This window comes from Nitrospina watsonii, assembly GCF_946900835.1.
GTDB classification, from domain to species: domain Bacteria; phylum Nitrospinota; class Nitrospinia; order Nitrospinales; family Nitrospinaceae; genus Nitrospina; species Nitrospina watsonii.
Genome location: NZ_OX336137.1, coordinates 1,276,472 through 1,301,076, shown reverse-complemented (window position 1 = coordinate 1,301,076; position 24,605 = coordinate 1,276,472). Strand labels below are relative to the sequence as shown.

The following is a 24,605-nucleotide window of genomic DNA, read 5'->3' as shown; positions in this document are numbered from 1 at the left end:
CTTCAAACTTGAAAAGTCAACAACTGTTCAATAACAACTCAATTATTTTCCCCCGCCTACCGAGACCAGGAAATAATTGTTGATTATATTTTGTTCGACCAGTTTTTGCGCGGATTTTTGCGCTTCATCGAGGGAACCGAATTTGCCAATGCGCACTTTGTACCAGTAACCGTTTGTTTTCCGCTTCGTTTCCACCACATACACACCCTGAACTTTATGCCGCCTGAGACGCTCCACGATCTCTTCGGCGTTGGCCTTGCGGTTGACTGCGGCGATCTGGATGGTGTGCATTTTCACGGCACCCTTTTGCGCGCCGGGGGGCATGGGCATGGCGACCGGATTGTTCGTTTCGGGCGGCGGCCCCTTGGGCGGCGCAACCATTGCCTTTTGCAAGCTCAACGTGCCGGCAACGATCCCCACCATCACTACGCCCAATGCGCTCAACTTGTATTTCAAAGGGAGTCCGCCCAGCCAGTTGAGCCCGTCGAACAGTTTGAACACCATGGCCCGCGTCGCTTCACGAAATGCCGTCCACAGCCGCCCCATCCCCGCCCACAACCGGGAACCCAGTGCAGGCTCGACGCCGCTTTCCCGGTTTCTGCGCTGAACCCGGCGCACGTCTTCCGAGCGCAGCAGGCGCACCTGTTTCCATTTCTCAGAAACCTTGCGGTCGTTGGCCGCCGTCATCAACTGCGTCTGCCGGTCCGGCGCCAGCCGGTTGAACACCGCTTCGCATCGGCCGTGCAGCACCGGGTCCACCACGCGGAACCGTCCTTCGCAGTAACAGGCGGCAATGAGGTCTTCGATCTCTTTTCTGTGTTCGGGGCGGGCGCGGTCGAGCGCGTTCAAATAAAAGTGAGCGGAATACGGGTCCTTGCGCTCCTTGCCGACGAGGATGGGCAGCAGGAACTCGATGATCTCCGCAGACTGCGGAGAATTTTTTTCCAGCGCCTGCAACAGCACCGGCTCCGACTTGTTGGTGAAAATCTGCTGGTTCAGAAAAATGGAGACGAGGAAGTCCAGAATTTCCTGATCGGCGAACTTTTCCGTGGTCAGGATGAGCAGCAACAGGTCGATCTCCGCCGGTTCCAGATCCCGCTTCTGCGTCAGCACGGAAACGATCATGTCGCGGTAAGCGGTCTCCGTCGAATCCTGAAGAAATGCCTTGAGATAAATATTGAGCGCATACCGGTCTTCGGCACCGATGCTGAGCAGGTACTGCGCGTACTGGCGAATGACTTTCTCTTTGAGGCGGCGTCCGTGCCGGGGCAGGAAGTACGACGACTCGGTAAAGCGCAGCAGCGACTCGAATCGGGGCACCACCTGCTGCATGGGCAGTTGCAGATCGATCAGCTTGAGGCCGTCCAGCGCCTTGAAGAAGCGGTGCTCGCCGAACATGCCGAACACGAGGCAGCCGAAGAACAGGGAAACCAAAATGACTCCCCACTTGATGGGGCGGTCGTCGAAGACGAGACCGGAGAGCGCGATCTCGTGGATGAAGAACAACACGGCGAAGCCACCTGTCAGTAGCAGGAAGAACGAGACGCCGAGGCGCACAAAATAATATTTAAAGCTTTGGTAGAGCATCGTCCTCCCTAGGAGTGGGAACGGTGGTCACCTCCCGGTCGGGCGGCAAGGGCGGGATCACCTCCGTCTCCGGCAGCACCGGTTTTTCCAGATTCAGGTCTTCCCGGACCGCCACCTCCATCGTCTCCATGGTCATCAGGTCCGGCAGGTAGCCGCTGCGCGTGTCCACCTTCTGGAAGTGGATGCCTTCCGGTCTGGGAAAGTTGACCGGGCTTTTGCCTTCCAGAACTTTTTCCATGTAATACGCCCAGATGGGGGCGGCACCGCGCGACCCGGTCAGGCCGCGCCCGTTCTTGTCGATCACCGGCTGGTTGTTGTCGTAACCGACCCACACGGCGGACGCGTATTCCCGGGTGAAGCCGATGAACCACGCATCCTTGTAGTCGTTGGTGGTACCGGTTTTGCCCCCGGCGGGATGATGGAAGCCCAGTCGCCGCACCACGCGCCCGGTGCCTTCATCCATCACGCCCTGCATCATGTTGAGCAACGGATACACGGTTTTCGATGAGAACCGCTGCACGCCGTGGAAGAAATGCTGATACAGCACGTTGCCGCGAAAATCCTCGATGCGCTGCACGAAATACGGTTCGTTCAAGATGCCCTGATTGGCGATGACGCTGTAGGCGGCGGCCATCTCCAACGGCGATACGCCGGAGGTGCCGAGCGCCAAAGACAGGTTGTCGCCCAGCGGACTGGTGATGCCGAACTGGCGCGCCGTCTGGATGACCCGCCGCGGCGTCAGGTTGTACACCAGCTTCGCCGACACCGCGTTGAGCGAATTCATCAACGCCTTTTTCAGAATGACCGGTCCCATGTACTTGTCGCCGAAGTTGCTCGGCTCCCAGGGCTCGCCGCCGGGGATGGGGAATTGGGTCGGCGCGTCGTCCACCACGGTCGCCGGGTGGTAACCCAGTTTTTCCATGGCTGCCATGTACACGATGGGTTTGAACGCGGAACCGGGCATGCGGTTGTTCGACACGGCGCGGTTGAACTGGCTCTCCGAATAACGGCGTCCGCCCAGGAGCGCGCGGATGGCGCCGGTGCGGTTGTCGAGGGTCACCAGCGCCGCCTGCAGCGACTCATCGAGACCCGCTTTCAATTCGCGTTTTTCAAGGTGCTTCAAATGCGTGTCCACCACCCGGTGTGCGAGTTGCTGGTAGCGTGTGTCGAGCGTGGTGTAAATCTTGAGACCGCCGTAATGCACGAACTCCTTGCCGTAATCGTCGGCGAGTTTATCGATGACGAAGCGCACGAAGTACTGATTGGGATTGGATTCGATGCGTGGCGCGACCAGACCCAGCTCCGTCTGCAACGCCCGTTCGCGATCCTCGCGGCTGATGTAACCTTCCCGCTCCATACGCGCCAGCACCGCCTGGGTGCGCCGCATGGCCCGCTCCGGATTGATAAAGGGGTTGGCGTTATTGGGAGAATTGGGCAGACCCGCCAGCATGGCCGCCTGCAACAGGTTCAGGTCCTGCGCGCGTTTGCCGAAGTATTCCTGCGCCGCTTCTTCCACGCCGTACGCGCCGCTGCCGAAGTACACCTGGTTGGCGTAGGCCTCCAGGATTTCATCCTTGGTGAAGGTGGTTTCCATCTGCAAGGCCACCAGCAACTCCTTCACCTTACGCACCCAGTCACGCTCGAATGAGAAGAACAGGTTCTTCGCCAGTTGCTGGGTCAGCGTGCTGCCGCCCTGCACCACGGCGCGGCGTTGAATGTTGACATACAGGGCGCGGGCGAGGCCGATGTGGTCGAGGCCGCTGTGTTCATAAAAGCGCGCGTCTTCGACGGCGATGATGGCTTTCAGAAACAGGGGCGAAATGTTTTCCAGATTCACCGGATGGCGCTGGCCCAGAACCTTGATGATCTCGCCGTCGGCGGAATAGATTTCCGTCGGCAGGCTGAGGTTGATTTTATCGAGGCTGTCCGGCAGTTGCGGCAGGTCGTCGCGCAGGTTCCAGTACACCCCGGCAGCAAGGCAGATAAAGCCCAGCATCAGGGTGTACAACACGAAGATGGTTTTTTCCAGAATACGTCGAAACAAAACAGATCCTCGAATCAAAAATCCTGCAGGAAGGTTTCCGGCGTCACCGCACTTCCCGCGCCCGGGCGTTCGAACTGGGACAGGAGGTTGTTGGTGACTTCATTGGGAATGGGGGTCAAGAGCACATCGGTGAAAAACTCGGTCTCATACTCGATGCCGAACAACGGCGGCTGGACGGTGCCGTTCACCACCGACTGCTCCAGCAGTCCCATGCGCGTGATGTGATAGTTGTGACGCAGGAACCACTGCGGATCGGGAAACAGGGCCCGCTGCGTGACCGGGTCGAGCGTCTTGAACAATTTCAAAAACTCGCCCAAAGGAAAAATGGTTTCCTTGCGAAAACCCAGGTCTTCCAACTGGCCGCGCTGAACCGTGCGCGTGTGCTGGATCTCCACCAACTGGTCGGCGGACAGAAAAATTTCGCGGATGGGGAAATTCTGGTTGTTGATGAAGCTGACCGTGACCCACGGCCCGAACTGAGTCAACAACACGCGCTGCCAGTTTTTATCGGCATCGATTTCGATGAGGTCGTACGCCGGAATGAGGTTGCGCGCCCATTGCCCGGGAAAATCGTAATACAACTGCACGAATTTTTGCCTGGACACCACCTGCGGCATCGACGGCGACAACTTCTCGAACAACTCCTTCAGCGACTGGATCGACTCGGCGGACTGTTCCTGCAGGTTGAGGCTGGACAACAGCGATTCGACCTTCTTCTGCGCCGCCAGGTTTTCGCGGTCGCGTTCCCAGATGCGCCCGAGTTGCGGCCGGTTGTGGTTCTCCCATTTCAGGTAATAACCGATCGCCTTCTCGGACAGGTGTGTGGTGACTTCTAAAAAGAAAAACGCCACCAGGACTGCGAAAAACAATCCGACGTTGAGATTTTCCCTGATTCCCGGATTCTTCAAACGGTCATCTCACGGTGATTTTGGGAGCGGTTTTGGTGATCTTCTTCAAACGGTCGATCTTTTCCCGGAGCAGCTTCTTGTCTTCACGGGTGCGTCCCGGACGACCGCGCTTGCGGGGCCGATTGAAGCGGGGCTTCTTGGTCATCGCCTGCGGTTCTTCGTCAAACATCTGCGCTTCCGGCAGCGTCTTCACCACATCGGTGCGCACCGACCGGGAAAGAGCCGACGACGGTTTGTAGTGGCTCTCTATCGTTTTCAGGCAACGATTCTGTTCGTCGCTGGACATTTTACGAAACAATGACAATACCTTTTTTTCCGATTCATCCAGCGTGAGCAGGGTTTCCCGCGCCGGTTTTTTGAAAACAATGTGTCCGGTGCGAAAGTTCGCCGACTTGACCAGCGGCGGCGTCATATTGAACGTTTCCAGGTTGACCGGTGCGATGTTGAACCGGTCCACCTTCTGCGTCAGCAATTGTTCCAGGGAAATGTTGCCGAGGCGCGCCATCTTGATGAGGATGGCCACCGGGGCGTCGCGCTCCCCCGCTTCATAACGGACATAGGTGCGGAAACCGACTTTGAGGATGTCCGCCATGGCGGACTGCGTGCACTTCAGTTCCTTGCGGATGGTTCGCATGTTTTGCGCCAGAATTGACATGACTAAAACTCCTTTCTCCAGCCTTCTCCTCCCATTATATATTTGGAGCTAAGTTTTATCAAAACAGATAATTAAGGGAGAGTGGATACCGCGTCCGGGGGGCCGGCCCATTGTGCATATTGTGTGGGGTCGGGGGATGCTCAGCCGTTGAGCAGACGGGCGGCCGGCACGGCGGAATAGGTCAGGATCATTTGCGCGCCGGCGCGCTTGATGCTGAGCAGGATCTCCAGCATCACCCGGTCGCCGTCGATCCACCCTTTTTCGGTGGCGGCCTGAAGCATTGAATATTCGCCACTCACGTTGTAGGCAGCAAGGGGAACCGGGAAGGTATCGCGGACACGGCGGATGATATCGAGGTACGGCAAAGCCGGCTTGACCATCAGGATATCCGCTCCCTCTTCGATGTCCTGTTCGACTTCTCGCAGGGCTTCGTCGCTGTTGCCGGGGTCCATCTGGTACGAGCGCCGGTCGCCGAACTGCGGCGCGGAATCGGCGGCCTCGCGGAACGGACCATAAAACGCCGAGGCGTATTTGGCGGCGTAGGACATGATGAGCGTGCTTTGATGGCTGTCGCCGTCGAGCGCCTGGCGGATGGCCTGCACGCGGCCGTCCATCATGTCGGAGGGCGCAACGATATCGGCCCCGGCGGCGGCGTGCGTCAACGCCATGCGGGCGAGCAATTCGAGCGTCGGGTCGTTGACCACTTCGTCGCCTTCGATCAGGCCGCAATGACCGTGATCGGTGTATTCGTCGATGCAGACGTCGGTGATCACCACCATGTCCGGCACCTTGGATTTGATTTCGCGGATGGCGCGCTGCACCACGCCGTCGGGATTGTACGCTTCCGTCCCGTGTGCGTCTTTATGGTCGGGGATGCCGAACAGGATGACCGCCGGAATGCCCAGCGCATACGCTTCCTGCACGTCTTTCGCCAGCTGGTCCACCGACAGGCGGTGGATGCCGGGCATGGAGCCGATCGGCGTGCGCACGCCTTTCCCCTCGCACACGAACAACGGCAGGATGAGGTCGTCGGGCGTCAGCACGGTTTCGCGCACCATGCGCTGAATGGCGGCGGATTTTCTCAGGCGTCGGGGTCGGTGTATGGGAAACGGCATCGCGGGCGGAATCAGTCAGTTATAAGGGTTGACGGACGGTCATCAAAGGAAATCGATCATATCATTATCGCTCAATTAGTCAAGAAACCCCACCTCCCACAAGGTGGAGAGGAAACAGGCTGATCCGTTTTGGGGCGAACGAGGGTCTGAGGGCGCGCGTTCGGTTTCGTTTCCGTCCCGTTGCCGCAAGTCGGCGTGCCCGTCAAAAGTTACCCGGTGAGGTTTATCATTTTGCCGGGTTGGATGGATTGTTTGACGCTTGGGCGACAGGCCATCCGCCGGGGCGCTCCCCCTCCCCGCGCGCCAAGCCATTTGTTTATAAGCGCTCCCCAACTCCTTTGAAAAACCGCCGCTTATGGCATGGGTCTTGCTTTTTAGAGGACAGCCATCAACACAGCAGCACCCGATCGCCAAATCGGGCAAAGGAAGGAGGGGTCATTTTATGGATACGAACGATTCCAATCTGGACGAGATTTACGAGCGTTTCAATGCGGCCATCATGAACGCCATCGTCAATTCCGAGGAAATCCGTGGAATCTTGAAAGAGATCGGCGGCCAGGGCTACATCAACGAATCTTCAGTGTTCAACCTGTTTCTGAGCTTGGAGGAGTTGGACACGTACATGAATGCCAAATCCCCCGGTTCGCCATCCGCCCTGTTTCCCAGTAATCTGGAAGGATTGCGCAGGGACACGGGGACGAACCCAACAGAGCAGGATGCGTCCGCAACACCGGAACCGCCACACGTTGACGGACGCCGGCTGACCGAGACCGAACTGCGTTACCTCGAGTACTGCATGCGTCATTTCGACGAAGAACACTGGTTGAAAAAAGCACGGCTGAAGCTGTAGCTTCCTGCGCCCGTTTCAATTCAGTGCGAATCGTCTCTGTGTGTCAGCTGCGCACGGCCTCTTTGAAGATGGTCGCGTCGCAGGAGACGTACTTGATCTGGCGCATGGGAACGATCAATACTTCGCGGCTGGTGGTGATCTCCAGCACCTCCAGATCATCGCTGACAAAATGCTTTTGCGTGTCCTCCAGCATCAATTCACTGTTATCCACAAACACCACTTTCAACAGATATTCCATTTCATTTCCCCTTGTCAAACAGTCCTCCTGTAAAAGGAGAACCACCCCGGTTATCGAAGGAAAACAGCTTTCACATCCCCCCACAGTGGCACTAGTTGGGCAGCGCCACCGCTTCGATTTTTTGGTGCAACGGATTGCCCAGATAATCCTCCACGTAATTCTTGAGATATCCTTTTTCGTAAAGCTTCTTGTTTGAAACCTGCGTGTTGACTTTGTGCAGAACCCGAAAACGGATGCGCGGGAACCAGCTTTTGAACTCGTCGAAGGTGACGCCGGAGATATCCCGCTCCTGTCCCGATGCGTGCTCCATGATGACCTTCGGAATATACACCTGCGTCTCGTGAGCCAATCGTTTGGCAATGTCGCTGAACGTGAGCAGCGTCGAGCAGTCGGAGTCGCCGCCCAGTGTCTCGTTGGGCACATACAGATAGTGCACGCGATTCGGACGAAGCTTCTTCAGAATGCGGTACACGCAACCGGACACAACGACGTGATCGTTTTTTTCCAGTTCGCTGGCATCAAAGGTTTTCAAAATCTTGTTGCGGGCGAGAAAGGTGGAGATGTAAGGCTCCGTGTGCAGCATCTGCGTATTGGGGAGATCCGCGTAATACACCTTGCGCGCTTCATCCGCCAGGTGCTTGCGCCCATGGCGCATGAGGGCGGAGGTGTCGGCATCGATGTATTTGAGCGGCGTCAGGCAGCCCATCCACAGCAGGCAGTTTTTATTGATACGGGAAATCGTCTTCGCATCCTCCGACATGCTGTTGGGACCGAAGGAATAGAAGTTGGCAGAGGTGACCGCCGGGCCGTCCAGGATCTTCATCAACTGCCGCACCGTGGGGCCATGCGGCAACAGCTTATTGCGGTGCTCGCCCAGGGTGATGACGGAGAGCTCGAAATTGATGCGGCCGGGATGACGCTCGGCCAGTTTGTGGATGCGCTCCGGCTGCACGAAGCCGACGGTGAAAAACGTCACCTTGTTGTCCGTGGTCTCCAGAAACTCTTCCAGCCAGTCCATCGCACGCGGGTGCAGGAAGATGTCGGTCCACTCCATGTATTCGTTACCGCCCAGCAACCAGGAATGGTCGGGACGTGTCGGGACTTTTTTGATTTCTTCAAGGATGGTGTGCCACTGCTGCTCCGTGGTGCGCGGCACATCGACGGTAGGACGGTAACTGTGATCCTTCTCGTAGCAGAAGGTACACTCAACCGGACAGGTTTTGCCCAGGCTCAGGGGAATCTTACCTTCCCGGATTTCCTGGCGCAGCACATCGGTTAAAACTTGCTGGTCCATGGCCAACTTCCCGATTTAGAGGAAGAGGGTCACTCACTATCCCATTTTTCGAACTGTTCTTTCAGGGTCTCATCGAGAGGCACCGCATCGCGCTGGTCCTCATCCAATTCATCCACCATCATTTTGAAGTGCATCGTGGCGCATCCCATGTAAGCGATGCTTTCCTGAACCAGCTTCACCGACATGCCTTTGAGACGCGTCGCCAGCTCCTTCAGGTGGCCCTCCTCAATCGGGCGAACGGACGCCGCCTTTTTGAATTCCGCGATGGCTTCTTTATACTTCTGCTCTTGATGGAATTTGTACCCTGCTTTAAACAGTTCCTGGACTTCCCGTACTTGCTCAACAGTAACTGGATCGTGATCCATATCAGCTTCGACTCAATTTACCTTTATTAGATTATCAGCGTTCGAGTCCAGCGGTCCCCAGACCGCTCAGGATGGTTAACAACCCCTTGGAAACGCCCACATTGTACCAAAGCGTTCCCAAGGATTGTCAAAAATTCCACCATCCGCACGCACCTTCGGCTGGCCATTTTTAAAGGGTTTCAATCGAAATCGGGAATCCCGAAAAGGAGAGAAAAAGGCAGTCCTCCCCAAATCCTGGACTTTCAAACACTGAAAAACCAAAATGGGGTCAGGGAGTAAAACTGCCTGGAACCGCAACCACTTTATCCGGCTAATGGGAGGGAGGCTATATCGGCCTTCAATTCTTAAACGCGATTACTCTTTGGGAGGAGCATCCTTATCCTCATAATAAGCCGGCTTACAAACACCATGCGGACAGGTTCCCTGGGCATTTTCACACCCGGTCGCCACCATGGCGAACACGCTCAACATCAAGAAAATCACCAGTTTTCTCATTAATGTTCTCCTCATTAAAGACTTACCTACCTGTTGCAAACTGATGCAATTTGGAAATAGGTTTGTATCAATATTTTTAAAACAATTCAATCAATTTTTTCAAAGACAGGCGGATTTTTTCGTTTCATCCGGTCCAGTTGCCGCCTGGCCCGCACAATCTGCAAATGCGACTTGGTATCGATACCGAGCACCACAAAATACCCGACAACGGCCAGGATAATGCCGACGATCACGCCACCAACCCACAAGGAAGCAAAGACATCCGGACCCATTTCCCAAAGGCTGCTCCAGGAAAGGTTCTCCAGATACTCCCTTTTGAAAGGCCGGTTCAGGATAACCGCCCCCAGATAGTACGTTCCGGCATACACAAAGGGAGCCGTCAAGGCATTGGTGACCTGCACCCCGATCAGCGCACACAGTTTGCTGACCCGGAACAACGCCGCTATCACCAATCCCAGAGCCATCTGGAATCCAAACGTCGGGGTGGTGCTGATGAACAGCCCCAACGCCATCCCCCAAGCCAGCTTCTCCGGACTCGACTGCAATCGGATAAAACGGTAGTAAAAATACTTGCAGGCTCTTTTAATGGATTCCATAGCGCTTTTGGAATATAAAAAAGGGTGGACGAGCCACCCAACAATCGATCACCTACCCATTGAACACATAAACAACGTCATGGCCTACTCACAGGAACAACTGGATGCGATCCAACGTCAACGCCAGACCCCCCGGTGGGCCAGGCAAATTATAGCCCATGATGAGCTCGAATCCACCAATGATCTGGCCAAAAAATTACTCGCTGACGGTGCCGAAGAAGGCACTCTGGTGCTGGCCGATACCCAGACCCGCGGCAAAGGCCGCCTCGGCCGCTCATGGTTCTCCGAAAAAGGCACCGGGCTGTACTTTTCGCTGATCCTCAAACCCGCGCTGCCCAGGGAACAGCATCCGTCCCTGACTCTCATGGCGGCTGTGGCCACCGTCGAGGCCCTGCAACCCTTCAGCCCGCATCCCATCACCCTGAAGTGGCCCAACGACATCCTCCTCAACCAGCGCAAGCTGGGCGGCATTCTGTCGGAACAGGTTCTGGCTCCCGGCGACACCGTCAGCGGAGTGGTCGTCGGCATCGGCATCAACGTCAACCAGACCCGGTTCCCGGAAGAGCTGGCCGCAGTCGCCACGTCTCTGTATATCGAAACCCGGGAGCAACCCGAGCGTTCGGATATATTCTCCTTTATAATCAATTATTTATACAAATACTATCAGATTTTACTTGAAGATGGTGCCAGCCCCATTCTGTCCCGCTGGCGGCAGAACTCGCGCATGCTGGGCTCATCGATTCTGCTGCGGCAGGGTGCCGAGACCCATACCGGGGTGGCCATCGATCTGGATGCCGCAGGCCGTCTGGTGGTCCGCCTGAATTCAGGAGAAGTGCGTGCGTTCGATGGCGGGGAAGTCACCCTCCACCCCGGATCGCTACCTGGGACTCACCAGAAAAAAGGCCCTCGCCGAAAGTAGGCAGGCGAATAATAGGGTCCCCAGTATCCATACCCGTAATAAGGATACGGGTAGCCGTAATAGCCATAATCGACCTTGTCCCACAACCGGAACTCTTCCACCTTCACCACCGGGTAGGCATAGACCGCCTTGTCGATGGTTCCGGTTTTGGTCCCCGAGATCGTCCCACCTACCGTGATTTCCCGGTCCTTTTTGTAAATTTCCGGTTCCAGGAAACCTTCGTAGCGGAACAGCACCCGCCCCATCGATGCATCGCGATCATCCGGGCGTCCCCACCGGCTCAAAGGCACCTGAATGACCTCGACCTCCGACCAGCCGTCATAATTGCGGGTCTGAACGATGATCCCGCCCAGCACCACTTTTTCCCCGGCAAACCGCTCCGGGGCCGCCACGAGGCGTCCGAAATTCATGTCCTTGTCCACCTGTTCCCGCAGGGAGCCGGAAATCGGATGGGCGCATCCCGCAGCCATCCAAACCAAAAACAGCACTCCTGCAAGCAGGCCCTGTTTGCGAGTCATAAAAACTCTCCTTGTCCGGATAACCCCTCCGCTTTCATTATACAACCCCACCGGGGTCTGCGTTACAATAGAAAATCATGATTGAGTTCCTTTTTGTGCTCTATATCCTGATCGCGTTCATCTTTCCCCTGCCTGTGCTTTCAGCCACGCTGGGCGCGGGCACCTGTTACCTGCTGTTTCGCAAACATTATTTATGGAAACACCAGCCCGCCTCCGCACGCAGACTGCTGGCGGCCTACTGGACCTGCCACTTTCTGAATTTTTCCCTCAGTCTGGGGCTGGCCGTCGTCATGGCGTTATTTATCCACCACCTCATTTTCAAAAACTATTTCCTGTTCATTTTTAATTTTCTGTTTTGCTTTTTCATTTCCTACCGGTGGTTCGACTACACCCATTCGCTGTTCAGGCTGTATCTCCATAAACTCCGGCGCAACGCCAACACCGCTTCCAGTGCCTCCGGGACCCTGACCCTGCTCATCGCTTTCCGGCCTCATTCCGGCTTGGGACTGGGTATGCTTCCTGCCTTCCTCGATGCGGGCTACCTGACACTGGAAGAAAACCGGATTTATTTCGAAGGCCTGTTGATTCAGGAAACCTGGACACCGGCGCATTTTTCCCAGTTGGAAAAAGTGAGTGCGGAAAAACTGCGGCTCACGCCGCAGCCGGAACACCGTCACGGCGGCGCAGCCGCGTACCTTTTGATTGTGCGCGACCAGTTTTATCCGTTCCGCTGCCGGGCGGTCCGCGACGAGATCCAGGAAATCCTCCAGCCGGAAACGGAAGCTATCGAAGCACCGCTGCCCACGGTTTCGGCCCCCCGATGGCGGTCTGCCGGTTGAACTGGCCGCCACATGCGGATAGAATGAACGGCAGAATCGGACACGTTCAGCCTCAACCAGGAAAAAAACCGAACCATGCCCGTCTCCCAGTCAAAAGACTATTACAAAGTGCTCGGGGTCGCCAAAACGGCGAAGATGCAAGAGATCAAAAAAGCCTACCGCGATCTCGCCAAAAAACATCACCCGGACATCAATTCGGGCAGTGCCAAGTCGGAAGAATCCTTCAAGCTCATCTCCGAGGCTTACACCACGCTGAAAGATGCCAAGAAGCGCAAGCAATACGACCAGATGCAGGCCGACTACGCCCGCACGCCGCGCGGTAGAGGTGGAGGGCGGCCGCGAGGCGGCAACCCCTGGCAGGGAGCCTACGATTACGCCCGCCAGTACACACGGCAGGGACCGCGTGACGATTTCCGCAATGCACCCCCGCCCGATTTCGAGGAACCGCCGCCGTTCGATCCGGATATCCCGACACAGGGCTTCGATCTTCAGTTTATGGTGGACGTGCCCTTTGTCACCGCCGCGCTGGGCGGCACCCTGCCCTTCCATTACGAAAAATACGTCACCTGCACGGAGTGTGGCGGCACCGGACTGAATACGGTGCAGGATGCCTGCGGCCTCTGTGAAGGCACGCAACGCATCGTCGAACCGGTGACGGTCCATGTCGATATTCCGGGAGGGGTGGCGGATCAGTACACGCTGCGCATGCAGCATGAGGGAGCTTGTGGACGCAACGGTGGGCCTCCCGGAGACCTGTTACTGAAGGTGTGCATCGAGCCGCATCCCCAATTCCGCCGGGTGCAGTCGGATGTGTACGCAGACATCGTCATCCCGCCGGAACTGGCGGAGAATGGCGGCCCGCTGGAAGTGCAGACCCTGGACTCGACGGTCACCATCGATGTGGAAGACGGCACCTTGACGGGCGAGGAGCATCGCATTCCCGGTGCCGGGTGCCGCGAACGTACCAGCAAAAAACGTGGCGACTTTGTGGTGAAATTCCATGTCGCTGAGCCCGCCACCTGAGGGTCTGCCCATGAGCATAACAGTCCTGCTGCTTCTCGTTATCCTGCTCTGCGGCATCGGCCTGGCCTGGATTCTTTTTCCGCCCCAAAACACAAGCCCCACCCGGCGCGCTGTCAAAAAACGCAAAACCCCAGGGACCGCAAAAGCTCAAACCAAAGCCCCTCCCAGGGAACGCTCCGCCGATGAAGTCATGATGGCGCGAGCGGGCATGACCGAAAGGGAGGCCATCCGCAAGGTCGTCGAAGCCTTCGTCGCGGAAAACCCCGCCTCATCAGCTAAAATTATTCAGAACTGGTTACGAGAAAGATAGAACGGACTTATTGCGATGCCGGAGGGTCCGCCGGTTTGGGCGCGGCGGGCGTCTCTCCCGAAGGCGCGTTATCCTGTCCTTCGGGCGGTTTGGGCTTGTCTCCCGCCGGAGCGGCAGGCTTGTCGCCGGCGGGTGCGGCAGGTTTGGGAGCCGTGCCGGCCGGAGCCGCGGGCTTTGCACCGGCCGCCGGGGCGCCCGGTTTCGGAGCGGGTTTCGCGGCGGGAGCTGCACCGGGTTTGGGCACGTCTTCGTAGCCTTCGGCGTTCCGCACCACGCGGATGGACGACCAGAGCTCACACGGGGGATAGGTGAACTCACTGCTGATCTTGTAATCGAAGCGCACGACTTTTTCTTCGGTGCATTCGGTGATCCACGTCACCGCCGCCGCGCCGATTTCAAAAATCGGATCGAACGGGTACTCGGTGCCGTTCTTGTCCATGCTCTTTTTGGTCTTGTCCACCAGCGACGCGGCTTCCGCCTTGTTGGGAATACGCCAATCGGCGTGACCGGCGAACTTCTCCGCGTTGACCTTGTCCACGTATTCGGGAGCCTGTGGCCAGGTGTAGAATTTTTTGGTGTCGATCCACGCGTCGGTCTTTTTCCACATCAAACCGGAATTGGGATCGGTGATGGTGCCGTCGCCGTTGTCGATGAGCGGTTTCTTCTCGACTTTGGGTTTGGCGGCAGGTTTGGCGGGAGCAGCCGGCTTGGCACCCGGCGCAGCGGCCCCTGCCGGTTTCGCGGCAGCGGGTTTGGCGGCGGGTGCGGCTCCGCCTTCCGGCTTGGAGCCCGCATCGGGCTTGGAGCCCGCATCGGGCTTGGAGCCCGCATCGGGCTTGGCTCCTGCGTCGGGTTTGGCACCCGCATCGGGTTTGGCACCCGCATCGGGTTTGGGAGCGGGTGTCGATGCTGGTTTGGCTGGAGTTCCCGAAGGCCCGTTGCCTTCGTTCGACTGTTTTTCTTCGTTCTGCGGATTGGTTTCGACCATCGATCAATTCAGAGCAAGACGCAACGTTATCTGGGAACAGGCCCCGAATCGGGTTTCTCCGAATACTGCGGAGCACGGTGAATGACATCGGTCAGATCTTTTCCGCTTTCGGTCAGGGCTTTTAAAATTTCACCCAGCCGCGTTGTGGAATACATCTGAAGCTGCGCCACGTAATACTCGCGGTATTGCTTGGCGTGATTCTTCACCCAATCGAGAACGAACTGCTCGTTGATTTCTGGCTTACCAGGATCCGACCAATCTTGTTTTTCCAAAAAATTGGTTTGTGATTTGCGAATGATCTCGCAAATCAGGTCGGCTTTTATTCGAGACATAAAGTGGCACCGTCCTCATTCAACCCAATTCAAGCCCATGCAGCTTGAGTTGGGTATTTTAATCAACTTCAGTGGGATGTCAACATGAAACAACCTCTTTTCCAATCGGTTTCAAGCCATGGTCCCTTCGATTGCTAATCAAACTTTAACAATGCCTTATCTCTATTTTAAGACCCTTTGACCGGAATGAAAACCCCCAACCTGAAAACCGTTCAACTTATTTTCACCGATTTCCGCGGGTCGAAATGATCGCGCAGCCCCTCCCCTAAAAAGTTGAAGGCCAGAATGGTCAGGAAGATGGCGAGCGACGGAAACACAATGAGGTGCGGGTAAAACTTGATGGCCGTCCAGCCGTCGTTGGCCAGCGTGCCCCAACTGCTGAACGGCGGCGCAATGCCGAGACCGATGAAACTGAGTGTCGATTCCGCCAGGATCGCCACCGGAATGCGGAAGGTGAGCGTTACAATCAAGATTCCCCACAGGTTGGGCACGATTTCGGAAAACAGAATGCGCCCGTGCCCGGCTCCCAGCGCCCTAGCCGCCTCGACGAAGGTGAACTCCTTGATGCGCAGCACTTCGCCGCGCACCAGCCGCGCCACCGTCACCCAGCTCACCAGGGTGAGCGCCAGGAAAATGCTGGCCAGTCCCCGTCCCAAAACCACCATAATCAGGATAATCAGCAATAGGTCGGGCAGCGCAAAGACCACATCAACGATCCGCATCAGGATGTTGTCCGTACGCCCGCCGATGTACCCGGACACCGCACCATACACGGTGCCGATGACCAGCGCGATCAACGTGGTGCCAACGCCGAGAAAGAGCGACACGCGCGCCCCGTACAGCATGCGCGAGAACAGGTCGCGTCCCAGCCGGTCGGTGCCCATCCAGTGCGTGGCGTCGGGCGCAGCCAATGCGTTCAGCGTGTCCTGCTCTTCATACGAGAAGGACGACAGCCATGGCGCGAACAGCGCTGCCAGCGCGATGGCGGCAAGAAAGCAGGCGCTCAGTTTCGCGGGCAGGGAAAACCGTCTCCACATCGTCATCGCGCGCCTCAGCCTTTCTGCTCGACCAGCCGCACGCGCGGATCGAGCTTCATATAAACCACATCGACGGCGATGTTGGCCAGCACGATCAACACGGCGTACACCAGCGTCACGCCCATGATCAACGGGTAGTCGCGGTTGGTGACGGCGGTGATGAAGTAATTGCCCATGCCGGGAATGGAAAAGATGAACTCGATGACGAACGATCCGGTCACCAACCCGGCGGTAAGCGGTCCCATCACCGACACAATCGGTGTCACCGCGTTCAACAACGCATGCTTGATGAGGATGGTGGACTCATTGAGCCCCTTGGCGCGGGCGGTGCGGATGTAGTCCTGCGACAACACATCGAGCACCGTGGTGCGCGTGAGCCGGGCGATGTAGCCCGCGAACCCGGCACCCAGCGCCAGCGCCGGCATCAGCATGTGACGCGGCCCCTCCCACAACGCGGGTGGCAGCCAGTGCAGCATGTGTGAAAAAATCAGGATGAGAAACGTGCCCAATACAAAACTCGGCAACGAAATGCCCAGCGTGGCGACGAAAATGCAACCGCGATCGATCAGCGTGTTCTCGCGCGCCGCTGAAATCACCCCCGCCGGCACGCCCAGCCCCAGCGTCACCAGCACCGCCAACAGGCCCAGCGTCAAGGACACCGGAAACGTGTCCTTGATAATGTCCGCCACGTCGCGCCCGACGTACTTGTAAGACGGTCCCATGTCGCCCCGCGCGATCTGCCCCATGTACAGCAGGTACTGCTGCCACACCGGTTTGTCGAGGTGGTACTTGGTCTCGATGTTGGCGAGGATCTCCGGCGGCAGTTTCTTGTCCCGATCGAACGGCCCGCCGGGCACCGCGTGCATGATGAGGAAGGTGAGCGTCGCCACCACAATCAATACCGGCACGCCCTGCATCAACCGTTTGCAAACATAAACCAGCATGACAACCTGTCCTCTCCGTCAGAATCCCCGGCCTAACAGGATTCCCCAATCAATTCCCACGCAGGCGGGTGAAGTGCGATATAATGGAACCTTCGCATTTTTACGGCCATGAACCCGAGGGTCAGCGACCCCTTTGCCCGAATCAACCCGATGATTTTCGACTGCCTGCAGGATTTTGTCAAACACCTCGACGACGCCGGGGAACTGGTGCGCATCCGCGAGACGGTCTCCGCGCATCTGGAAATCGCCGAGATCACCGACCGCGTCTCCAAACAAAACGGCGGCGGCAAGGCGCTGTTGTTCGAAAACGTGGAGGGATCTTCCATGCCGGTGCTCATCAACGCCTTCGGCAGTTGGAGCCGCATCCAGGCTGCACTGGGCGTGACGAAACTCGACAAGATCGCCCGCGACATCGACGCCTACCTGCACATGGCGCCGCCGGAGACGCTGCTCGACAAGGCAAAGATGCTGCCCATCCTGTTGCAGGCGTCGCAGTTTCCGCCGAAGATGGTGTCGAACGCGCCCTGCCAGGACGTGGTCAAGACCGGCGACGCGGTCAACCTCGACGAAATCCCCATCATCCAGTGCTGGCCGCACGATGCGGGACGCTTCATCACCTATCCCATCGTCGTCAACCGCAGCGTCGATCGCAGCATCCGCAACGTCGGCCTCTACCGCATGCAGGTGTACGACAAAAAAACCACCGCCATGCACTGGCACATCCACAAAGACGGCGCGCATTTTTTTCACGAATTCAAACGCAAGGGCAAGATCATGGAAGTGGCGGTGGCGCTGGGCGCGGACCCGGTCACCTGCTACGCCGCCTCGGCTCCCCTGCCCTACGGCGTCGATGAGTTTCTCCTGGCCGGATTCATCCGCAAAAAAGCGGTGCCTCTGGTCAAATGCAAGACGGTGAACCTGGAAGTGCCGGCCCACGCCGAGATCGTGCTGGAAGGCTACATCGATCCCGCCGAGATGCGGCGCGAGGGACCCTTCGGCGACCACACCGGCTATTACTCGCAGGACGGCGACTATCCGGTGTTCCACGTCACCGCCGTGACGCATCGCCGCAACCCGATCTATCTCACCACCATCGTCGGCATCCCGCCGCAGGAAGATTTTTATCTGGGTAAGGCCACCGAGCGCATCTTCCTGCCGCTATTGCGCACGCAGTTGCCGGAACTGGTGGACATGAACATGCCGCTCGAAGGCGTGTTCCACAACTGCGTCCTCGTCTCCATGGACAAACGCTATCCCATGCAGGCGCGCCGCTTGATGAGCACGCTGTGGGGCGCGGGGCAGATGAGCTTCGTCAAAACCATCGTCGTCGTCGATCACGATGTCGATGTGCAGGACGAACAGACCGTACTGGAGTTGTTGCTCAACGAAATCGATTTCAACCGCGACCTGTTTTTTTCGGAAGGCATCCTCGACGTGCTCAACCACGCCTCCGATCACGCCCTCTACGGATCGAAGCTGGGCATCGACGCCACTCGCCCGATCGACGGCGAAGCGGCGGCGAACCCGCCGCAGGGGAAAGCCACTGCGCCCGATACCCAGTTGATTCAAACCATCCAAAATAAATTCGCGGATGTCCAATCGGTGCGGGTGTGTGGGCTGAACACCAAACGCCATGTGGTGCTGGTGGCGCTGGACAAGACGCGGCCGCATCAAGGCCGCGACTTCCTCCGCCAGTGCCTGGAAGACGACGGTCTCTCCGCAGCGGGGGTTATCGTGGCGCTCGAAGCGCATGTCGATCTCAACCACACCTCCACCGTGTTGTGGAAACTGTTCAACAATCTCGACCCGCGCCGCGACGTGCAGGTGGTTGGCGGACGCCTCGGCATCGACGCCACGAAGAAACTGCCGGAGGAAGGTTACACGCAGGACTGGCCGGAAGAGATCCACATGTCCGGCGACATCAAACAAAAGGTCGATGAAAAATGGGAACGCATGTTCCCAAAATCCATTTCTTGAATAGGCTTTAGTAACGCTTATTAAAAATAAATAAAGATAATCACCCTCACCCCGACCCTCTCCCATCAAGGGAGAGGGGGTATTTTAGGTACCTTCTCCCCTGGTGGGAGAAGGCTAGGATGAGGGGGGTCAATAACTATTCCGCTTTTGGAATCCGTATACATGGCACTCGAAAACATCACCATCAAAGGCGCCCGCGAGCACAATCTGAAGAACATCCATCTCACCCTGCCACGGGAAAAGCTGGTGGTGATCACGGGTTTGAGCGGTTCCGGAAAATCGTCCCTTGCCTTCGACACCATCTACGCCGAGGGCCAGCGCCGCTACGTGGAATCGCTCTCCGCCTATGCCCGGCAGTTTCTGGAGTTGATGGAAAAGCCGGACGTCGATTACATCGAGGGACTGTCGCCCGCCATTTCCATCGAGCAGAAAACATCGAGCAAGAACCCGCGCTCCACCGTCGGCACGGTGACGGAGATCTACGACTACCTGCGGCTGATGTACGCACGCATCGGCCACGTGTTCTGTTACGGCTGCGGCCGCGAGATCGCATCCCAAACCGTGCAGCAGATCGTCGATCAGGTGCAGGCCATCCCCGAAGGCCGGAAACTCATGATCCTGGCGCCCATGGTGCAGGACCGCAAGGGCGAGTTCAAAAAGGAAATCCTGGAGCTGCGTAAAAAGGGATTTGTGCGGGCGCGCATCGACGGCGAGTTGCAATCGCTGGAAGACGACATCACGCTCAATAAAAAATTCAAGCACACCATCGAGGCGGTGGTGGACCGGCTGGTGATCAAGGCCAACATGGGCAAACGGCTGGCGGACTCGGTCGAGATGGGGCTGAATCAGGGAGGAGGTTCTCTGGTCGTGGCCCTGCTCGAAGACAAGAAAAACAACCACGCCGCCGAGGAGCTGTTGTTCAGCGAAAAGTTCGCGTGCAGTTACTGCGGCATCAGTTATCCCGAGCTGGAACCGCGTCTGTTCTCGTTCAACAACCCCACCGGCGCCTGCCCGGAGTGTGACGGCCTCGGCAACCGCATGGTGATCGATCCCGATCTCGTGGTGCCGGACAAATCCCTGTCCCTCCGCCAGGGCGCGATCCATCCCTGGCAGAAAAAAACCACGGTGTATTTTTTCCAGATGCTGGACTCGCTGGCGTCGCAGTTCACATTCAAACTCAACACTCCGTTTCAGGACCTGCCGAAAGTGACGCAGGACGTGCTTCTTCACGGCACGGAGGACGCGGTCAAATATTATTACGAAAAAGACGGACGGCGGAAATCCTACACCGGCACCTACGACGGCGTGATCCCGGATCTCGAACGGCGCTACCACGAAACCGAATCCAACTCGACACGCGACGAGATCGCGCAGTACATGCGGGCCCTTCCCTGCCCCACCTGCGACGGCACCCGTCTCAAGAAAGAAGCGGTGTCGGTGAAAGTGGGCGGGCACAACATCATCGAACTCACCTCGCTCTCCGTCGGCCACCTGAGCGAGTATTTCGAAAAGCTGACGTTCAGCGAGCAGGAGTTTTCCATCGCCCGCCGCATCGTGAAAGAGATCAAGGAACGTTTGCAGTTTCTCATTGATGTCGGCCTCGATTACCTGACCATGAACCGCACCTCGGCGACGCTCTCCGGCGGCGAGAGCCAGCGCATCCGGCTGGCGACGCAGATCGGCTCCAGCCTCATGGGCGTGCTCTACGTGCTCGACGAACCGAGCATCGGCCTGCACCAGCGCGACAACGACCGCCTGCTGAAAACCCTGACCACGCTGCGCGACCTCGGCAACACGGTGATCGTGGTCGAGCACGACGAGAACACCATCCGCGACGCGGATCATGTGGTCGATCTGGGACCGGGGGCGGGCATCCACGGCGGCGAGGTCATCTTTTCCGGAACGCCGCAGGAACTGGTGAAGGATACGAAATCGTTGACCGGCCTGTACCTTTCAGGCAAGCGCAAAATTCCCCTGCCCGCAAAGCGCCGCCCCGGAAACGGGCATGTTCTGCAGATCACCGGCGCACACCACAACAACCTGAAGGACATCGACGTGCAGCTGCCGCTGGGCGCGCTCACCTGCGTCACCGGCGTCTCCGGTTCCGGCAAGAGCACGCTGGTGATCGACATCCTGTACAAGGCGCTGGCGCACCATTTCTGGAAAGCCACCGACAAGCCCGGCACCTTCAAAAAAATTAAAGGCATCCAGTATCTCGATAAGGTGATCGACATCGACCAGTCGCCGATCGGCCGCACCCCGCGGTCGAATCCGGCCACCTACACCGGCCTGTTCACGCTCATCCGCGACCTGTTCAGCGAAGTGCCCGAAGCGCGCGTGCGCGGTTACAAGCCGGGGCGGTTCAGCTTCAACGTCAAGGGCGGGCGCTGCGAAGCCTGCCAGGGCGACGGCATCATCAAAGTCGAAATGCATTTTCTGCCGGATATCTTCGTCACCTGCGAAGTGTGCCAGGGCAAACGCTTCAACCGCGAGACGCTGGAGATCCAGTACAAGGGCAAGAACATCTCGGAAGTGCTGGAAATGACAGCGGAAGAAGCGCTCGACTTTTTCCAGAATATTCCATCGATCCGCACCAAGCTGCAAACCATCACCGACGTCGGACTGGATTACATCCACCTCGGCCAGCCCGCGACCACCCTGTCCGGCGGCGAGGCACAACGGGTGAAGCTCTCCAAGGAGCTCAGCAAGCGCAGCACCGGGCAGACGCTTTACATCCTCGACGAGCCGACCACCGGCCTGCACTTCCACGACATCGGCCACCTGATGACGGTGCTGTCGAAGCTGGTCGATGCGGGCAACACGGTGGTCATCATCGAACACAATCTGGACGTCATCAAGACGGCGGACCACATCATCGACCTCGGTCCCGAAGGCGGCGACCGGGGCGGCGAGGTGGTCGCCACCGGCACCCCGGAAGATGTGGCGGCCCATCCCAAGTCTTACACAGGCCTTTATTTATCAAAGGTTTTGAAGAGTCCCGCCGGCGCTCCGCGCAAAAAAGCCGCCCGCGCCTGAGGCCTGCCGCGGGAGCCCGCTGACGCCCTGCCTTTCAAATTTCCATTCTTTCCTTGTACACATCCGGCTGGATATCCGTACAATATGGATGGTTCCATAATGAGCCGAGGAATACTGGCTCCTGAGGGCAAGCAAAGGAGGTGTTCCAATGAAAAAACGCAAACAGGAAAACCCGATCGAAGAAGTGGGCGATTACATGAACGCGCCGGTGGTGACGGTTGACGCGACGCAGAACATCCAGGCCGCCGCCAAGTTCATGCACGACCAGCATGTGGGATCCTTGATCGTGCAACAGGCGGGCAAGCCCATCGGCATCGTCACCGAAACCGATTTTGCGCGCAAGGTGATTGCCAAAGGACTCAAGCCCGACACCGCAAAGGTGGAGGACATCATGACCTCGCCCGTGCACAGCATCGACTGTCACGAGGCGGTGCTGGACGCCAACAAGTTCATGGCCAAAAATAAAATCCGCCACGTGGTCGTGACGGACAAGGGGGAAGTGGTCGGGGTGTTGTCGGTGCGCGACCTGGTGCATTATTTTTCCAACCCGCGCATGCGGACTTTTTAATACAAATTTGACGTTGGAGAGCCCGCCGGTGCAGGATGTCTGCACGCTGGGGTGAACCGCGGGTGACAGCGGTTTGAACGGACCGCCACAAGAGGGCGGCGGTTATTCGGAACCCTTGCTTTCGATGCGGGCCATGGCGCGGAACAGTTTGTTCTGCGCTTCGCGGAGTTCTGCTTCGGCGAGGTCCGGATTGGCGAGTTCCGCTTCGGCCTTGGCCTTGGCTTCTTTTGCCCGCGCCACATCGACCTCGCTCAGATATTCGGCGCTTTCCGCCAGCACCGTCACACGGTCGTCGGTGACTTCCGCGTAACCATGGCCGACCACGAGGGAAATGATCTCGTCCCCCTTCTCATACGAGAAACTGCCGGGCCGCATGGTGGTGAACAACGGCGCGTGCAGCGGCAGGATGCCCAGATCGCCTTCGCTGCCGGGGATATTGACCTGATCCACGTCGGCATCGTTGACCATCTCCCGTTCCGGGGTCACCAGCGTAAAATGAAGTTTCTGTTTGTCTTCCGCCATGCTCATCAACCCTGCTTCTTGAGTTTATCGGCTTTCTCGTACACTTCGTCGATCGCGCCGCACATGTAGAACGCCTGCTCGGGAATCTCATCCAGCTTGCCGTTGACGATTTCTTTGAAGCCGGTGATGGTGTCGGCCACCTTGACGTATTTGCCGGGCGCGCCGGTGAACGTTTCCGCCACGAAGAACGGTTGCGACAGGTATTTCTGGATTTTGCGGGCCCGCATGACGAGCATCTTGTCCTCTTCCGTCAATTCGTCCATACCCAGAATGGCGATGATGTCCTGCAACTCCTTGTAGCGCTGCAACGTGCGCTGCACTTCGCGCGCTACCGAATAATGCTCTTCGCCGACGATCGCCGGATCGAGGATGCGCGAGGTGGAATCCAGGGGATCCACCGCCGGGTAAATACCCAGCTCGGAAATGCGCCGGTTGAGAACGGTGGTGGCGTCCAGGTGAGAGAACGTGGTCGCCGGAGCCGGATCGGTGAGGTCGTCGGCCGGAACGTAAATCGCCTGGACCGAGGTGATCGATCCTTTTTTCGTTGAGGTGATGCGTTCCTGCAGGTTGCCCATCTCGGTGGCCAGCGTCGGCTGGTAACCGACGGCGGACGGGATACGGCCGAGCAGCGCGGACACCTCAGAACCGGCCTGCGAGAATCGAAAAATGTTGTCGATGAACAGGAGCACGTCCTGACCGCCGACATCGCGGAAGTACTCGGCGATGGTGAGGCCCGTCAGGGCGACCCGCATGCGCGCGCCGGGAGGCTCCGTCATCTGACCGTAGATCAAAGCGGTTTTATCGATGACCTTGGACTCGATCATTTCGTGGTAGAGGTCGTTGCCCTCACGCGTGCGTTCTCCGACCCCGGCGAACACCGAATAGCCGCTGTGCTCGGCGCCGATGTTGCGGATCAGTTCCATGATGAGAACGGTCTTGCCCACGCCGGCACCGCCGAACAGGCCGGTCTTGCCGCCTTTCAGGTACGGCTCCAGGAGATCGATGACCTTGATGCCCGTTTCCAGCATTTCCATGCCGGTGTCCTGGTCTTCGAGCAGCGGTGCATCGCGATGGATGCTCCAGGTTTCCTGGGATTCGACCTTCGGCTTCTGGTCCACCGGCTCGCCGATGACATTCAGAATGCGCCCCAGCACATTTTCGCCGACGGGAACCGAGATCGGAGCGCCCGTATCTTCCGCAGCGATACCGCGCACCAGGCCATCGGTGGGATGCATGGAGATGGCCCGCACCGCATTGTCGCCCAGGTGCTGCGCCACTTCCAGGGTGATGGTGTCGTCCTCTCCGCCTTCCTGCGTTCTTTTAATGTGGAGAGCATTGTACAAAGCCGGCAGTTCGCCGCCTTTGAAGCTGATATCCACGACGGGACCGATTACCTGGATGACTTTTCCTACGTTCATCAAACGCTCCTTTACTTGGTCGTCTTG

At 57.9% G+C, this 24,605-nt stretch carries 25 protein-coding genes; 8 read left to right on the top strand and 17 right to left on the bottom strand.

The features are described 5' to 3' along the window. Window positions 1-42 precede the first annotated feature (42 nt). The 5 genes from QML71_RS05970 to hemB all read right to left on the bottom strand — a co-directional run bounded on the left by QML71_RS05970 (window position 43) and on the right by hemB (window position 6,309). Window positions 43-1,587 carry an SPOR domain-containing protein gene (locus QML71_RS05970; RefSeq protein ID WP_282011000.1) on the bottom strand — a complete coding sequence of 515 codons (1,545 nt, stop codon included), beginning with the start codon at window positions 1,585-1,587 and terminating at the stop codon, window positions 43-45. Then, on the bottom strand, window positions 1,568-3,631 hold the full coding sequence (locus QML71_RS05965) for a transglycosylase domain-containing protein (protein WP_282010999.1): 2,064 nt from the start codon (window positions 3,629-3,631) through the stop codon (window positions 1,568-1,570). Before QML71_RS05965 ends, QML71_RS05970 begins: the two co-directional genes overlap by 20 nt. 14 nt (window positions 3,632-3,645) lie before the next feature. Continuing rightward, on the bottom strand, window positions 3,646-4,500 hold the full coding sequence (locus QML71_RS05960) for a hypothetical protein (RefSeq protein ID WP_282010998.1): 855 nt from the start codon (window positions 4,498-4,500) through the stop codon (window positions 3,646-3,648). Window positions 4,501-4,543: 43 nt separating this feature from the next. Then, window positions 4,544-5,194 (bottom strand): helix-turn-helix domain-containing protein, encoded by a 651-nt coding sequence (locus QML71_RS05955; RefSeq protein ID WP_282010997.1) that lies wholly within the window; start codon window positions 5,192-5,194, stop codon window positions 4,544-4,546. A gap of 140 nt (window positions 5,195-5,334) precedes the next feature. Continuing rightward, window positions 5,335-6,309, bottom strand: coding sequence for a porphobilinogen synthase (gene hemB, locus QML71_RS05950; protein ID WP_282010996.1), 975 nt, complete (start codon window positions 6,307-6,309; stop codon window positions 5,335-5,337). Between the two features lie 442 nt (window positions 6,310-6,751). On the opposite strand from hemB, the gene QML71_RS05945 reads away from it, so the two are divergent. After that, window positions 6,752-7,159, top strand: coding sequence for a hypothetical protein (locus QML71_RS05945; RefSeq protein ID WP_282010995.1), 408 nt, complete (start codon window positions 6,752-6,754; stop codon window positions 7,157-7,159). 43 nt (window positions 7,160-7,202) lie between these two features. Here the strand turns inward: QML71_RS05945 and QML71_RS05940 are convergent, their stop codons facing one another. The 5 genes from QML71_RS05940 to QML71_RS05920 form a co-directional block, all read right to left on the bottom strand. Then, window positions 7,203-7,397, bottom strand: coding sequence for a hypothetical protein (locus tag QML71_RS05940; protein ID WP_282010994.1), 195 nt, complete (start codon window positions 7,395-7,397; stop codon window positions 7,203-7,205). Window positions 7,398-7,488: 91 nt separating this feature from the next. Then, a complete protein-coding gene (locus QML71_RS05935) occupies window positions 7,489-8,691 on the bottom strand; it encodes a radical SAM family protein (protein ID WP_282010993.1) in 1,203 nt (400 codons plus the stop codon). A gap of 29 nt (window positions 8,692-8,720) precedes the next feature. Next, complete coding sequence (locus tag QML71_RS05930; RefSeq protein ID WP_282010992.1) at window positions 8,721-9,056, bottom strand: hypothetical protein; 336 nt, start codon at window positions 9,054-9,056, stop codon at window positions 8,721-8,723. A gap of 354 nt (window positions 9,057-9,410) precedes the next feature. Beyond that, complete coding sequence (locus QML71_RS05925) at window positions 9,411-9,551, bottom strand: hypothetical protein (protein WP_282010991.1); 141 nt, start codon at window positions 9,549-9,551, stop codon at window positions 9,411-9,413. An 86-nt stretch (window positions 9,552-9,637) separates the two neighbouring features. Then, the gene (locus QML71_RS05920; protein ID WP_282010990.1) at window positions 9,638-10,147 is read right to left on the bottom strand and encodes a DUF2062 domain-containing protein; all 510 of its coding nucleotides are present in this window, start codon (window positions 10,145-10,147) and stop codon (window positions 9,638-9,640) included. 79 nt (window positions 10,148-10,226) lie between these two features. Between QML71_RS05920 and QML71_RS05915 the strand changes: the two genes are divergently transcribed. Then, window positions 10,227-11,066 carry a biotin--[acetyl-CoA-carboxylase] ligase gene (locus tag QML71_RS05915; protein WP_282010989.1) on the top strand — a complete coding sequence of 280 codons (840 nt, stop codon included), beginning with the start codon at window positions 10,227-10,229 and terminating at the stop codon, window positions 11,064-11,066. Here the strand turns inward: QML71_RS05915 and QML71_RS05910 are convergent. Further along, on the bottom strand, window positions 11,036-11,584 hold the full coding sequence (locus tag QML71_RS05910) for a Slp family lipoprotein (protein WP_282010988.1): 549 nt from the start codon (window positions 11,582-11,584) through the stop codon (window positions 11,036-11,038). The genes QML71_RS05915 and QML71_RS05910 overlap by 31 nt on opposite strands. Before the next feature lie 77 nt (window positions 11,585-11,661). Between QML71_RS05910 and QML71_RS05905 the strand changes: the two genes are divergently transcribed. The 3 genes from QML71_RS05905 (at window position 11,662) to QML71_RS05895 (ending at window position 13,756) form a co-directional block, all read left to right on the top strand. Continuing rightward, window positions 11,662-12,423 carry a hypothetical protein gene (locus QML71_RS05905; protein WP_282010987.1) on the top strand — a complete coding sequence of 254 codons (762 nt, stop codon included), beginning with the start codon at window positions 11,662-11,664 and terminating at the stop codon, window positions 12,421-12,423. Between the two features lie 75 nt (window positions 12,424-12,498). Further along, entirely contained in the window at window positions 12,499-13,446 is a 948-nt protein-coding gene (locus QML71_RS05900) for a DnaJ C-terminal domain-containing protein (protein WP_282010986.1), read from the top strand. 10 nt (window positions 13,447-13,456) lie between these two features. Then, the gene (locus QML71_RS05895) at window positions 13,457-13,756 is read left to right on the top strand and encodes a hypothetical protein (RefSeq protein ID WP_282010985.1); all 300 of its coding nucleotides are present in this window, start codon (window positions 13,457-13,459) and stop codon (window positions 13,754-13,756) included. A 7-nt stretch (window positions 13,757-13,763) separates the two neighbouring features. Here the strand turns inward: QML71_RS05895 and QML71_RS05890 are convergent, their stop codons facing one another. From QML71_RS05890 to QML71_RS05875, 4 genes are all read right to left on the bottom strand, one after another. Next, entirely contained in the window at window positions 13,764-14,744 is a 981-nt protein-coding gene (locus QML71_RS05890) for an Lcl C-terminal domain-containing protein (protein WP_282010984.1), read from the bottom strand. Between the two features lie 26 nt (window positions 14,745-14,770). Then, window positions 14,771-15,076 (bottom strand): hypothetical protein, encoded by a 306-nt coding sequence (locus QML71_RS05885; RefSeq protein WP_282010983.1) that lies wholly within the window; start codon window positions 15,074-15,076, stop codon window positions 14,771-14,773. A gap of 212 nt (window positions 15,077-15,288) precedes the next feature. Further along, window positions 15,289-16,119: an ABC transporter permease gene (locus QML71_RS05880; protein WP_282010982.1), complete on the bottom strand. Its 831-nt coding sequence runs from the start codon at window positions 16,117-16,119 to the stop codon at window positions 15,289-15,291. A gap of 8 nt (window positions 16,120-16,127) precedes the next feature. After that, complete coding sequence (locus tag QML71_RS05875) at window positions 16,128-17,057, bottom strand: ABC transporter permease (RefSeq protein ID WP_282010981.1); 930 nt, start codon at window positions 17,055-17,057, stop codon at window positions 16,128-16,130. A gap of 150 nt (window positions 17,058-17,207) precedes the next feature. On the opposite strand from QML71_RS05875, the gene QML71_RS05870 reads away from it, so the two are divergent. From QML71_RS05870 to QML71_RS05860, 3 genes are all read left to right on the top strand, one after another. Next, window positions 17,208-19,034 carry a menaquinone biosynthesis decarboxylase gene (locus tag QML71_RS05870; protein ID WP_282010980.1) on the top strand — a complete coding sequence of 609 codons (1,827 nt, stop codon included), beginning with the start codon at window positions 17,208-17,210 and terminating at the stop codon, window positions 19,032-19,034. Window positions 19,035-19,196: 162 nt separating this feature from the next. Then, window positions 19,197-22,070, top strand: a complete 2,874-nt coding sequence (gene uvrA / locus QML71_RS05865; protein WP_282010979.1) for an excinuclease ABC subunit UvrA — start codon at window positions 19,197-19,199, stop codon at window positions 22,068-22,070. Window positions 22,071-22,218: 148 nt separating this feature from the next. Next, complete coding sequence (locus tag QML71_RS05860) at window positions 22,219-22,638, top strand: CBS domain-containing protein (protein WP_282010978.1); 420 nt, start codon at window positions 22,219-22,221, stop codon at window positions 22,636-22,638. A 102-nt stretch (window positions 22,639-22,740) separates the two neighbouring features. Here the strand turns inward: QML71_RS05860 and QML71_RS05855 are convergent, their stop codons facing one another. Together QML71_RS05855 and atpD are read right to left on the bottom strand one after the other, a co-directional pair. Next, window positions 22,741-23,160, bottom strand: a complete 420-nt coding sequence (locus QML71_RS05855) for a F0F1 ATP synthase subunit epsilon (RefSeq protein WP_282010977.1) — start codon at window positions 23,158-23,160, stop codon at window positions 22,741-22,743. Window positions 23,161-23,165: 5 nt separating this feature from the next. Continuing rightward, window positions 23,166-24,578, bottom strand: coding sequence for a F0F1 ATP synthase subunit beta (atpD, locus tag QML71_RS05850; RefSeq protein WP_282010976.1), 1,413 nt, complete (start codon window positions 24,576-24,578; stop codon window positions 23,166-23,168). Between the last annotated feature and the right edge of the window lie 27 nt (window positions 24,579-24,605).